A 10,478-nucleotide genomic window follows, 5' to 3' on the forward strand; every position below is an offset into this window, starting at 1 on the left:
TCAACCGCCTCCTACGAAAGTTACAATCTCAATTTGGTCTCCATCAAAAACAGATATATCTCGATGGTCTTCTTTTTGCAAAATATCTTGGTTACGTTCCACCACAACAATTTTTGTATCCAATCCTAAATGTGTAAGCAATTCTGCTACTGTCTTAACACTCCCAGGTACCTCTACTTGCTTACCATTAATTTTCAAATTCAAACTTCCATCCCCTTTCTATATAAACCTTTCTTGTTAGGTGGGAGAGAGCATCCGACCATGCATAGAAGCGGTCAGATCCTTTTCCTGCCCCATGCCAAGTAAAAACAAAGAAAAAAAACGAGTGTAGTTCAGCTTTTATTCTTTGTCACATTGACTTACATGTTAAAAAATCAAAATACATTTATATAAAGTGAAACTTTAATCAACATGTGTTCTCTTTATCCCCCATCAATCAGGCGTTTACTGCCAGTTCATGCAGGATAAATTGATTTAGAAACCAATGAATCTAGCAAATAATTCCCTTGCTTTCCTTCTATTAAATCTGCCATATATTGACCAGAAACGGGACTTAATAAAATACCGTTTCTGTAATGACCGGTACAAGCATATAATCCTTTTATTTCCTCGTGTGCCCCCATATAAGGAACCTCGTGATTAGATTGCGGGCGTAATCCCGCCCACGTACTTTCCCATTCAGCTTCTTTCAAAGCCGGCAAGATTGTATAAGCACGTTCTAATATCGAAGTAATACTTTCTGGTTGTACAGACTTATTAAACGTGTGAGGCTTCATCGTTGCTCCAATTACATAGCGTCCACCACGTTTTGGCGTGATATAAAACCGCTCTTGGAAAATAGGAGATTGCAGCAATGGTTTACGGCTCCTTACGGCAACAACTTCTCCTTTTACAGGATATGTACCCCAATCACTATGAAAATGATGAAGTAGTTTTGTACTCCACGAACCACCAGCAATTACTACCTTTTCACATGTAATCATACCTTCATTCGTAACAATTCCTACTACTCGGTTGTCTTCTATTTTGATATCAAATACTTCTGTTTGTTCATATATATCAGCACCAGAAATGGCCGCAGAGTGTGCAAATGCCTTTGTAAGTTCCGGTGCAATAACATGACCATCTTTTGGATAATATACAGCCCCAATGATCGATGAAGAGAGGAATGGCTCTTTTTCATAAAGCTCATCTCCTGTCAGAAAATATGATTCTTCACCTATTTTCTGTTGCCAGCCCATAATATCTAGTATTCTTGTCTTCTCATCTTCATTTTGGGCTATACGATATATACCTTTTTCTTCATATCCAATATCAATACCCGTTTTTTCACGTAAAGCTGCTGCAAGTTGTGGAAATATTGCACGGCTTTTTCTAGCAAGCTCAAATAGTGGATCGTACGCATCCCACTCCGCCTGTACACCAAGTAAACCTGCCGCTGCTTTAGAAGCTTCAGACGCAATCCTTTGTTTCTCAACAATTGCAACTTGGTATCCTCTTTCCGCTAGAAAATGTGCAACTGAACTCCCAATCACACCGCCGCCAATAATGGCTACATCATACTTCTTACTCATGATTTTTCGCCCCCTTTCTTATTGTCTCCTTGTACAACCTTGCCTGCTTATACGGATTACTATCACTTACAATCCCAGACATAACAGCAATACCACTCACGCCAGCTCTAAGAACCTCTCCTATATTTTTAGGTGTTATCCCTCCAATAGCTGTAATCGGTATCGTTAATCGCCTTGCTATATCTGAAATCTCTTCCAACCCTCTTGCCGGAACATCTTTCTTACAACTCGTTGGAAATACATGACCATAAACAAGTGAATCTGCTCCATTTTTGAACGCTACTATCGCTTCTTCTAAAGAATGCACAGAATAACCAACATGCAAATAAGAAAACTTTTCCTTTACAGACCTGACATCAGCACTTCGATATCCCAATTGTACGCGAGGAATATTTAATAGAATTGCAATATCGATTCGATCATTAATCACAAGCTTAGATGCCGGAAAGCCTCCTTTGAGGAGACCTTCCACACCTTCATATAACTCTTTCGTACTTTTCTCTCGCTCACGAATATGCAAATAATCAATCTCACTCTCAATTTTCATCGCTACATTCGCTAACTCTTCGAATGCCATCTGGCCATTTGAGATAACGTGGAGCTCATCTTTCATATTCACTCGCCTACTTTAAAATATTTTCGAATAATTCATTGGCAGGAACACTCTCTTTTGTCATGCCTTTTTCTTTCAACCATTTATTTTGTTTTTCCCATGACTCTTTCGTATCTGATAAAAATGGCTCATCTTTCGTTTCCATTTTCTCTAACAAAATTTTCATACTTTCTTTTTCAACTTCTGGAACAAGTGGGAAATTTTCCTTTTCTTGATAATTTAATAAAATACCCAGTGCTTCGTCTGGATTCTTTTTCATAAATTCATATCCTTTTTTCGCACCTCGTAAAAAGGCTTGCAACGCTTCTTTATCTTTTTTCAACGTTTTATCACCTGTTACAAAAACAAGTTCATGATAATTTGGTACACCATAGTCAGCTGGGTTGAAGTACGCTGGTTCATGGCCTTCATGACGCATAACAGGAACTTCATGGTTAATATAAGCACCTGTGACAGCATCTACTTTTTTCGTAATTAATGCTGGTACTAAATCAAATCCAACATCTACTACTTTTACAGTATCAGGATTACCACCAGCTTCTTTTACCATCGTTTTTAAATACGCTTCACTTAAAGGTGTTCCAGAATAACCAACTGTCTTTCCTTCTAAATCTTTTGGTGAATTGATTCCCGCTGATTTTAATGATACGACGTGATTTAATGGTGAACGGACCACAGCTCCGATTGATTTCACTGGAATTTGTTCATTCGCTTTTGCAATGACAACGTCTGGTTGATAATATAAACCAACTGTTACTTTCCCCGCTGCCGCTAATGTTAATGGATCGGTTGGATTAGAAGGGAATTTAATATTCACCTTTACTCCTTCTTCTTTAAAGTATCCTTTTTCAATCGCTGCATAGATAAAGCTATGCACCGCATTTGGATACCAGTCGAGCATAACTGTTACTTCTTTTTCAGCCTTTTTCTTTTCTGATGATGAATTGCTAGAACATCCTGCAATCATTACAACTAATAATGTAAACACAAAGATGCGTTTGAATAATTTCATGAATGTTTCCTCCAACTAATGAATTTCTTTTCTAATATAGAAACAAATAATACAAATAAAATAGCTAGTAATGATAGAAGCACAATCGGTGCAAACACACCAGCTCCGTCTAACTGTGTCATCATTCGTTTACTAAAGTATCCTAAACCAGCTTGTGCACCAAGCCACTCACCAATTGCTGCTCCAATGACACTAAGTGGAACAGCAATTTTTAAAGCAGAGAAAAAGTACGGAAGTGCAGATGGCAACTTTAACTTTAGAAAAATATCTTTTTTCGTTGCACCATATGTCACTAAAAGCTCCTCCCATTCCTTTTTCGTGCTGCGCAATCCATCATACGTATTTACCGCAATGGGGAAAAAGGTAATCAAAACTGTCACAACGACTTTGCTCCAAATTGAATAGCCAAACCATAAAACAAATAATGGTGCTAAAGCAGTAATTGGAATCGTTTGTGAAGCAACTAGTAACGGATAAAAAGCTCTTTCTATCCATTTACTCGCATTCATAGACATCGCCAGTCCAACACCAAGTACAATAGAAATAACTACACCGATTAAGACTACATATAAGGTTGCTGGCAAATGAACTGTAAGTAATATGTCACGCAGTGCCCACATTTTAGCTAGAATTGCAGTAGGGGATGGCAAAATATACATCTCATCTACAATTCTAGCCCCCACTTCCCAAGCTATGAGCAGTATGCTACTTAAAATCAGTGCAGGTAGTAGCTCTGTCACACGTTTCATACGAGCACCTGCCTTTGCAGCATACCGAGTAACTCATCTTTTAGCCCTAGTATCTCAGGCTTATGCAAATCTTTTCTTGAGCGCTCCGTTCCAAGTGGTACAACACGCTCCGTTAAAGTTGTTATAGGCTGCTCTGTCACTATTAAAATCCGATTAGAAAGAAAAAGTGCTTCTTCTACATCGTGTGTAATAAATAAAATGGTTTTTTGCCACTGTTTCCATTGCTCAAACAACCATTCTTGCAACGTTGCTTTCGTTAATGCATCTAATGCGCTAAACGGCTCATCTAACAATAAAATGTCCCCGCCTGTTAATAAGGTTCGAATAAAGGATACTCTTTGCCGCATACCCCCTGATAAATCTTTCGGATATTTGTTCTCGTATCCTTGCAAACCAAATTGCTCTAAGAGCCTCTTTGCTTTTAGATGAGCTTCTTTTTTCTTTATCCCCTGGCATTCTAACGGCAGTGCTGCATTTTCAATAATTGTTCTCCATGGCAGAAGCATATCTTTTTGTGGCATATACCCTACAGGATGACTCGAGGTTTCTGTAAGTTGAATCGTTCCAGCCGTCGGTTCTTCTAATCCTGTAATTAAACGAAACAATGTACTTTTGCCACAGCCACTCGGTCCAATGATGCTAACAAACTCTTTTTCCTGTACCGAGGCATCCAGACCCTTTATAATTGGCTTTTCATCATAATGAAAGGAAACATTATGAAATTGTAGTATGCCCTTGCTCCTCAAAACCCCACATCTCCTTACGATACGCCATATCCCAGAATAAATACTCAAATCGGCTAGAATATAAGAAAATCTCTTCTAATTTGTCTAACTCTTGTTCAGACTTTCCTTCAGCTAGTTCATTTAATAAATCCATTAGCCAAATGCAAAGTTTTCCATACTCTTCTGAGCTATATCCTTGAATCCACTCCCCAAAGAACTCATGATCCCTTGCTCCTGGAATATCATTTAAACGTTTTCCAATTTCCCAGTAGCTCCACATACATGGAAGCAGAGCCGCAATTAACTCTGCAAACGTACCATTTTGAGATACTGACATCATATAGTTTGTATACGCTAAATTTTTAGCAGATGGTTTTGCCTCTTCCATCTCTTGTACAGAAATACCAAGGCGTTTTGCATACTGTTTATGGATCGTCATTTCTCCATTTAAAATGCCGTCTATTTGTTCTGCAAATTTTGCCATAACTTGTGGATTAGTCGCTTTCACAACTCCAATTGCATATAATTTTGCATAATCTAGTAAATATAAATAATCTTGTATGATGTAATATTGGAATTTATCTTTTTCTAATGTACCGTCCCCCATCCCAGTTACAAATGGGTGATTATGACTTTTTTCCCAAACAGGCTGTACTGTCTCAAATAATCTCTCACAAAACTTCATTTATATTTCCCCTTCCTTTATATCAATTTATTCAAATAAAAAACCACTCCTCTATAAGAAGTGGTTACATCAAATAAAAATACATTTATTCGTTGCTCCACTTCCCTACGCTAGCATAATCTAGATCAGGTCTGTAAGGGTTAAGGATTATTCCTCTCTCAGCACATAAAGCACCCCTAGTGGTTTCTACTATAAAATTGTCAAATAAAAAAGCCCTGTTTCTTTACGCAAAGAAACAGGGACTTACTGTTAATGTCCGAATTGCTTCCCTACGCTAGCATAATCTAGATCAGGTAGTAAAGGATCTAAGACTCTCGGCCTTACTCTCAGCTGGCAACACCAACTCTCCTAGCACAATATGAAATTACCATAGTCAGTATAACACTGTCATCCATCATCAGCAACTGTTTTAACTTATTCCAATCCTATTTACAAGCCATGAATCCAATACAAAGTAAGAATTCTTTACATCAAATTTATACTTATATAAAATATGAAAAATAAATATATATATCCATTTTGATTTTCCAACATATAAGTCGCGGCTATGAAGAATAAAAGGTGACCTGTACTCATTTTCTCTTTTTGTTTAACTTAGTACGGGGTAGGAAAAGGATCTAACCGCTTCTATGCATGGCCGGATGCTCTCTCCCTCCTAAAAAGAAAGCTGTTCTCCCAGTTTTTAATTTAGATTTATATACCTATTCAGAAAATATCAATTATCTTTAATCTATATTATAATGATTATTAATCTATTATTCTTTTAATATATTTCGATTCCATTAAAAAATTGTTATTTTTCTCATTTCATATTACAGTTATGTGAATAATGCACAAAATATTATATCTTTATACTATAATAGGGGATGTATTAACACATCTATGGGGGGCTAATATTAGATGAAACAGAAAGCTATAGCTTTAACGACAACTACTGTCGCAGTCGCATCTCTACTTCCATCCATAACTCAAGTAGATACACGTACTGTAGCAGCTCAAGGATTGCCTACACAAGACACTCAATATATAAAACCGAATCTAAAAATATTATATTCGAATAATAAAATAAAAACAAGGAATAATGCTAACTCCGTAAAAAATACAAATATTTCTACATCTACTAAACGGAAAAACAGTTATATTGTAAATGTTGGTGATCAAGTTCAGACTGGGGAATTGTTAGGACATATGGGAAATACAGGCCATTCATTTGGGCAGCACCTCCATTTTGAATTACATAATGGTGAATGGAATTTTGAAAAAACAAACGCAGTAAATCCACTGCAGTATTTAGTTCGGTAATATTATATGCCACGTAATATTGCCTTAATAATTGAGTATTTGGCTTTTCTCGGTTTAATTTGTTGTTTAGTAATTTACAATACTAACATTGTTTTTTTGAGTATCGTTATCTTATTTGTTACTATCGAATCTTTGATGGAAGCATTCAAAATCCGACTAAAGAAACACATTTCTCATATATATACTGCATTTGTTATTATCGGCGGTTTAATAACAAATATTATTTATAGTGGTTTTCACCTGGCTGCTATATTCCCTGTATTTTTTATAGGGGTACTACTCATTATTTCCCAATATATTTACATTCCTGATCACCGTAAGAAACAACAAGAAGCTTAGGATGGACGTATGTCTACTTCTCATTTACGACTAAATAAAAAAAGGTCTCACTTGAAATGTGAGACCTTTTTTTATTTATACATTATAGAGAGTGAACAAGGAAAAGCACAAAACTTTTCTTTACCCACACGCATATCGTTCATAAATAAAACTCAAATTATATTTCTTCTCTAATCCCACTCGTTGTTCATCATCACACCAGTAAAATAAAATATCATGAATCGTTGCATAACGCTTATTCTTTAGAAATTGTTTGATAAATGACGGTAAACAATCATGTAATTGTATAAATATATAATTCCGCAAAAGTTCTTCCTTATGTTCAATTCCTTTACAAACATACATCAACTCTTCACAATAATATGCATGTTGCGGAACTTGAATCATTTCAAAAAATGGTACATATGATAATAGTTTTCCAATGAAATGCTCATATCGATTCATAAATTCAAACGACATGTGCTCCATCATTTCTTTCATTACATAAAGATAATCATCCACATGCGTGGTTTTTAATGGATTAAGGCGATCAGAAATTTGAGAAATTACAGCCCTTTGACATGCAACAACAGAACGACTTGGTCCATAATATGTTAAAAAATCCGTACACTTACGATATTTTTTTAATAAGTCATATATGTATAAGTCATAAACGTATGTATTGCAGTATATTGCTAAATTCATCATCTCTTGATCTAATTGTTCTTTAGACAATAGTTTTGCCTGTTTGCAAATATAAAAGAATGTAAGTTCCATTACTTCCTTATGAGATAATAGCTTCTCACATTTTTCAATACACTCTGTATTAAATTTAATTCTTTCCCATATCATTACATCATCATTTTCCAATTTACCAATTCTATATTTTACAATTAAGTAGTTCCAAGCCACAACTTGAGTTAAAATATCCCATGTTTCATATTCCATAGATGTATGTACAAATTCATCTAATCTTTGGTTCACCATAAATGTATACGCTTCCTTATACCAACCGATTTTCTGGCATAAACGAACAATACGAATTAAAGTTGGTATTTCATCCTTATGGAACTGTGGCAAGTCCTGCACCTTATTCATTCCATATAAAATAAACGGAGCCAAGTTTTCTTGTTTATAAAATTCTTTTTCTTTCCAAGCTAAAATTGTCCGTTCTTTTCCTTCGCCTTTTGGATGATTTGGTACAAGTAAAGAAAATAAATCCGCAAAATTATTTGGTTCTACATAAACATCTGTAACCAAATTCCAATTTGGATTACTTTGTACATCCCTCATATCATTTCCCCTCCATTTCTATTTATATATAAAACCTTTGATAGCTTAGTAGATAAACATAACATTATAAATATTAATATATTCAAAATAAATTATAAAACTTATATTTATTATATCATTTTTAACATAACAAAAATTAGCAATAGGAATTTTTAACCAAAATTTCAAATGAAATTAACATATATCATTCTTCATATATACTTAGTTAAGCATCTTTACACCTTATATACATCTATGCCTAATATTTTGGATACGTTTTAATAACAATATAATTTTGCTTGCAGTATTAATAAGGTGAAACTTCCATCAGTAGGGATTTTCTTCATCCACCACTGATGGAAAGTCCTCACCAATCGGGCTTTTACAGGCAGTTATCCCTCACCTATCTTCCTTGCTTCTCTCTGAACCTTGAGGTGGGGGAGCTTACTGCCCGTTAATGCGGAATAAAACGTATCCAATCTTACCTATTCTCTAGCACCTAAATACACTGTATTTTCTAGCCTGAAAATAATCTGCATCTATTCGTTATTCTGTATGCTCGGAAATCTCACTTAAAGCAAATCCAGCTTGATCATCAGCTTTCTCTGCTATTGCTAAATCACCTAGCGCTAACATCCCAACAAGCTCGCCATTCTCAACTACAGGTAGTCTTCTGATTTGATGCTGTGCCATTAACTCTGTAGCATTTTCAATAGGGTCATCAGGAGATACGGAAACAATTTCTGTTGTCATGACATTTGTAATTTTATTAGACCCAGGATGTTTCTCAGCAATTCCACGAACAACTAAATCACGATCTGTGACAAGACCAACCACTTGATTATTCTCTACAATTGGAATCATCCCAATGGCCTCTTCTTTCATTTTCACAGCGGCTTCATATACATTATCTAGCGGTGTACATTGCACAATATCGGTACTCATAAATTCTCTAACTGTTGTCATGTAGCTCTATTCCCTCCTTTTTATACATACTATAGTTTTTCCAAAATCCCTCTATTTATTTCATAATAAATAGAGGGATTTTGGATTGACGATATCGTATATTAGAAAAGAACGTAACTTCACATTATATTTTTCACAAGAAAAAAAGAGCCAGCTAATTGCTGACTCTTTTTTATGACCCGTACGGGATTCGAACCCGTGTTACCGCCGTGAAAGGGCGGTGTCTTAACCGCTTGACCAACGGGCCATGGCTCCGCAGGTAGGACTCGAACCTACGACCGATCGGTTAACAGCCGATAGCTCTACCACTGAGCTACTGCGGAATATGGTGGGCCTAAATGGACTCGAACCATCGACCTCACGCTTATCAGGCGTGCGCTCTAACCAGCTGAGCTATAGGCCCATATTTCTTTACAGGGGCAGTAGGAATCGAACCCACACTGGAGGTTTTGGAGACCTCTGTTCTACCTTTAAACTATGCCCCTAAGTGGTGCCGGCTAGAGGACTTGAACCCCCAACCTACTGATTACAAGTCAGTTGCTCTACCAATTGAGCTAAGCCGGCTTGTCAAAAAAAAAAGATGGCTCGGGACGGAATCGAACCGCCGACACGAGGATTTTCAGTCCTCTGCTCTACCGACTGAGCTACCGAGCCTTTATATAAATGGCGGTCCCGACCGGGGTCGAACCGGCGATCTCCTGCGTGACAGGCAGGCATGTTAACCACTACACCACGGGACCATTTGGTTGCGGGGACAGGATTTGAACCTGCGACCTTCGGGTTATGAGCCCGACGAGCTACCGAACTGCTCCACCCCGCGACGGTATTATATTATTTTAAAAAATGGAGGAGGTAGAGGGATTCGAACCCCCGCGCGACTCTCGCCGCCTGTCGGTTTTCAAGACCGATCCCTTCAGCCTAACTTGGGTATACCTCCATGAAATAAATATTAATTATATCTTTTAGTTATCTTTGTACATCTAATAGTTTTTATTAACTATCCAATCATTCCATTTTAATTATTATAAAATGGAGGAGGTAGAGGGATTCGAACCCCCGCGCGACTCTCGCCGCCTGTCGGTTTTCAAGACCGATCCCTTCAGCCAGACTTGGGTATACCTCCAATAAATAACCAAAGTGGAGCCTAGCGGGATCGAACCGCTGACCTCCTGCGTGCAAGGCAGGCGCTCTCCCAGCTGAGCTAAGGCCCCATGTTTTAAAAATATCGGGAAGACAGGATTTGAACCTGCGACCCCCTGGTC

General features: G+C 37.1%; 11 protein-coding genes, 11 tRNA genes and 2 riboswitches. Of the genes, 2 read left to right on the top strand and 20 right to left on the bottom strand.

The features are described 5' to 3' along the window. The 7 genes from thiS to tenA all read right to left on the bottom strand — a co-directional run bounded on the left by thiS (window position 1) and on the right by tenA (window position 5,358). The gene (thiS, locus tag ORL93_RS11080; RefSeq protein WP_006093590.1) at window positions 1-204 is read right to left on the bottom strand and encodes a sulfur carrier protein ThiS; all 204 of its coding nucleotides are present in this window, start codon (window positions 202-204) and stop codon (window positions 1-3) included. A gap of 251 nt (window positions 205-455) precedes the next feature. After that, entirely contained in the window at window positions 456-1,574 is a 1,119-nt protein-coding gene (thiO, locus tag ORL93_RS11085; RefSeq protein ID WP_098160835.1) for a glycine oxidase ThiO, read from the bottom strand. Then, complete coding sequence (tenI, locus tag ORL93_RS11090; protein ID WP_097793656.1) at window positions 1,567-2,187, bottom strand: thiazole tautomerase TenI; 621 nt, start codon at window positions 2,185-2,187, stop codon at window positions 1,567-1,569. Before tenI ends, thiO begins: the two co-directional genes overlap by 8 nt. A gap of 10 nt (window positions 2,188-2,197) precedes the next feature. Continuing rightward, window positions 2,198-3,199 carry an ABC transporter substrate-binding protein gene (locus ORL93_RS11095; RefSeq protein WP_097793655.1) on the bottom strand — a complete coding sequence of 334 codons (1,002 nt, stop codon included), beginning with the start codon at window positions 3,197-3,199 and terminating at the stop codon, window positions 2,198-2,200. Next, window positions 3,196-3,948 carry an ABC transporter permease gene (locus ORL93_RS11100; protein ID WP_018782383.1) on the bottom strand — a complete coding sequence of 251 codons (753 nt, stop codon included), beginning with the start codon at window positions 3,946-3,948 and terminating at the stop codon, window positions 3,196-3,198. The genes ORL93_RS11095 and ORL93_RS11100 overlap by 4 nt, the downstream gene beginning before the upstream one ends. Continuing rightward, window positions 3,945-4,694, bottom strand: a complete 750-nt coding sequence (locus tag ORL93_RS11105) for an ABC transporter ATP-binding protein (RefSeq protein WP_097793654.1) — start codon at window positions 4,692-4,694, stop codon at window positions 3,945-3,947. Before ORL93_RS11105 ends, ORL93_RS11100 begins: the two co-directional genes overlap by 4 nt. Then, window positions 4,663-5,358 carry a thiaminase II gene (gene tenA, locus ORL93_RS11110; RefSeq protein ID WP_097793653.1) on the bottom strand — a complete coding sequence of 232 codons (696 nt, stop codon included), beginning with the start codon at window positions 5,356-5,358 and terminating at the stop codon, window positions 4,663-4,665. The genes ORL93_RS11105 and tenA overlap by 32 nt, the downstream gene beginning before the upstream one ends. An 85-nt stretch (window positions 5,359-5,443) precedes the next feature. Further along, window positions 5,444-5,546: riboswitch (TPP riboswitch) on the bottom strand. A gap of 61 nt (window positions 5,547-5,607) precedes the next feature. Continuing rightward, a riboswitch (TPP riboswitch) is annotated at window positions 5,608-5,718 on the bottom strand. 540 nt (window positions 5,719-6,258) lie between these two features. Between tenA and ORL93_RS11115 the strand changes: the two genes are divergently transcribed. Both ORL93_RS11115 and ORL93_RS11120 read left to right on the top strand, forming a co-directional pair. After that, window positions 6,259-6,660, top strand: a complete 402-nt coding sequence (locus tag ORL93_RS11115) for a M23 family metallopeptidase (RefSeq protein WP_097793652.1) — start codon at window positions 6,259-6,261, stop codon at window positions 6,658-6,660. Between the two features lie 6 nt (window positions 6,661-6,666). Next, complete coding sequence (locus ORL93_RS11120) at window positions 6,667-6,999, top strand: hypothetical protein (protein WP_018766918.1); 333 nt, start codon at window positions 6,667-6,669, stop codon at window positions 6,997-6,999. 120 nt (window positions 7,000-7,119) lie between these two features. Here ORL93_RS11120 and ORL93_RS11125 read toward each other — a convergent pair whose 3' ends face one another. The 13 genes from ORL93_RS11125 to ORL93_RS11185 all read right to left on the bottom strand — a co-directional run bounded on the left by ORL93_RS11125 (window position 7,120) and on the right by ORL93_RS11185 (window position 10,427). Next, window positions 7,120-8,271, bottom strand: coding sequence for a DUF3965 domain-containing protein (locus ORL93_RS11125; protein ID WP_006093582.1), 1,152 nt, complete (start codon window positions 8,269-8,271; stop codon window positions 7,120-7,122). A 525-nt stretch (window positions 8,272-8,796) separates the two neighbouring features. Beyond that, a complete protein-coding gene (locus tag ORL93_RS11130; protein WP_006093581.1) occupies window positions 8,797-9,216 on the bottom strand; it encodes a CBS domain-containing protein in 420 nt (139 codons plus the stop codon). Window positions 9,217-9,391: 175 nt separating this feature from the next. Further along, window positions 9,392-9,463 (bottom strand) — tRNA-Glu (locus ORL93_RS11135). A gap of 1 nt (window position 9,464) precedes the next feature. After that, a tRNA-Asn gene (locus tag ORL93_RS11140) sits at window positions 9,465-9,539 on the bottom strand. Window positions 9,540-9,542: 3 nt separating this feature from the next. Beyond that, window positions 9,543-9,619: transfer RNA gene (locus ORL93_RS11145), tRNA-Ile, on the bottom strand. 11 nt (window positions 9,620-9,630) lie between these two features. Next, window positions 9,631-9,701, bottom strand: a tRNA-Trp gene (locus tag ORL93_RS11150). 3 nt (window positions 9,702-9,704) lie between these two features. Continuing rightward, window positions 9,705-9,780: transfer RNA gene (locus ORL93_RS11155), tRNA-Thr, on the bottom strand. A 17-nt stretch (window positions 9,781-9,797) separates the two neighbouring features. After that, a tRNA-Phe gene (locus ORL93_RS11160) sits at window positions 9,798-9,870 on the bottom strand. Between the two features lie 10 nt (window positions 9,871-9,880). Next, window positions 9,881-9,956, bottom strand: a tRNA-Asp gene (locus ORL93_RS11165). A gap of 3 nt (window positions 9,957-9,959) precedes the next feature. Further along, window positions 9,960-10,036 (bottom strand) — tRNA-Met (locus tag ORL93_RS11170). Between the two features lie 24 nt (window positions 10,037-10,060). Continuing rightward, window positions 10,061-10,153 (bottom strand) — tRNA-Ser (locus ORL93_RS11175). A gap of 93 nt (window positions 10,154-10,246) precedes the next feature. Beyond that, window positions 10,247-10,339 (bottom strand) — tRNA-Ser (locus tag ORL93_RS11180). A 15-nt stretch (window positions 10,340-10,354) separates the two neighbouring features. Beyond that, window positions 10,355-10,427, bottom strand: a tRNA-Ala gene (locus ORL93_RS11185). Between the last annotated feature and the right edge of the window lie 51 nt (window positions 10,428-10,478).

It is taken from the genome of Bacillus sp. DHT2, assembly GCF_026241455.1.
In the GTDB taxonomy this organism is placed as follows: Bacteria; Bacillota; Bacilli; order Bacillales; family Bacillaceae_G; genus Bacillus_A; species Bacillus_A pseudomycoides.

Coding starts and splice junctions, on each gene's coding strand:
- thiO (WP_098160835.1), bottom strand. CDS start 1,574: ATGAGTAAGAAGTATGATGTAGCCATTATTGGCGGCGGTGTGATTGGG.
- tenI (WP_097793656.1), bottom strand. CDS start 2,187: ATGAAAGATGAGCTCCACGTTATCTCAAATGGCCAGATGGCATTCGAA.
- ORL93_RS11095 (WP_097793655.1), bottom strand. CDS start 3,199: ATGAAATTATTCAAACGCATCTTTGTGTTTACATTATTAGTTGTAATG.
- ORL93_RS11100 (WP_018782383.1), bottom strand. CDS start 3,948: ATGAAACGTGTGACAGAGCTACTACCTGCACTGATTTTAAGTAGCATA.
- tenA (WP_097793653.1), bottom strand. CDS start 5,358: ATGAAGTTTTGTGAGAGATTATTTGAGACAGTACAGCCTGTTTGGGAA.
- ORL93_RS11115 (WP_097793652.1), top strand. CDS start 6,259: ATGAAACAGAAAGCTATAGCTTTAACGACAACTACTGTCGCAGTCGCA.
- ORL93_RS11120 (WP_018766918.1), top strand. CDS start 6,667: ATGCCACGTAATATTGCCTTAATAATTGAGTATTTGGCTTTTCTCGGT.
- ORL93_RS11125 (WP_006093582.1), bottom strand. CDS start 8,271: ATGAGGGATGTACAAAGTAATCCAAATTGGAATTTGGTTACAGATGTT.
- ORL93_RS11130 (WP_006093581.1), bottom strand. CDS start 9,216: ATGACAACAGTTAGAGAATTTATGAGTACCGATATTGTGCAATGTACA.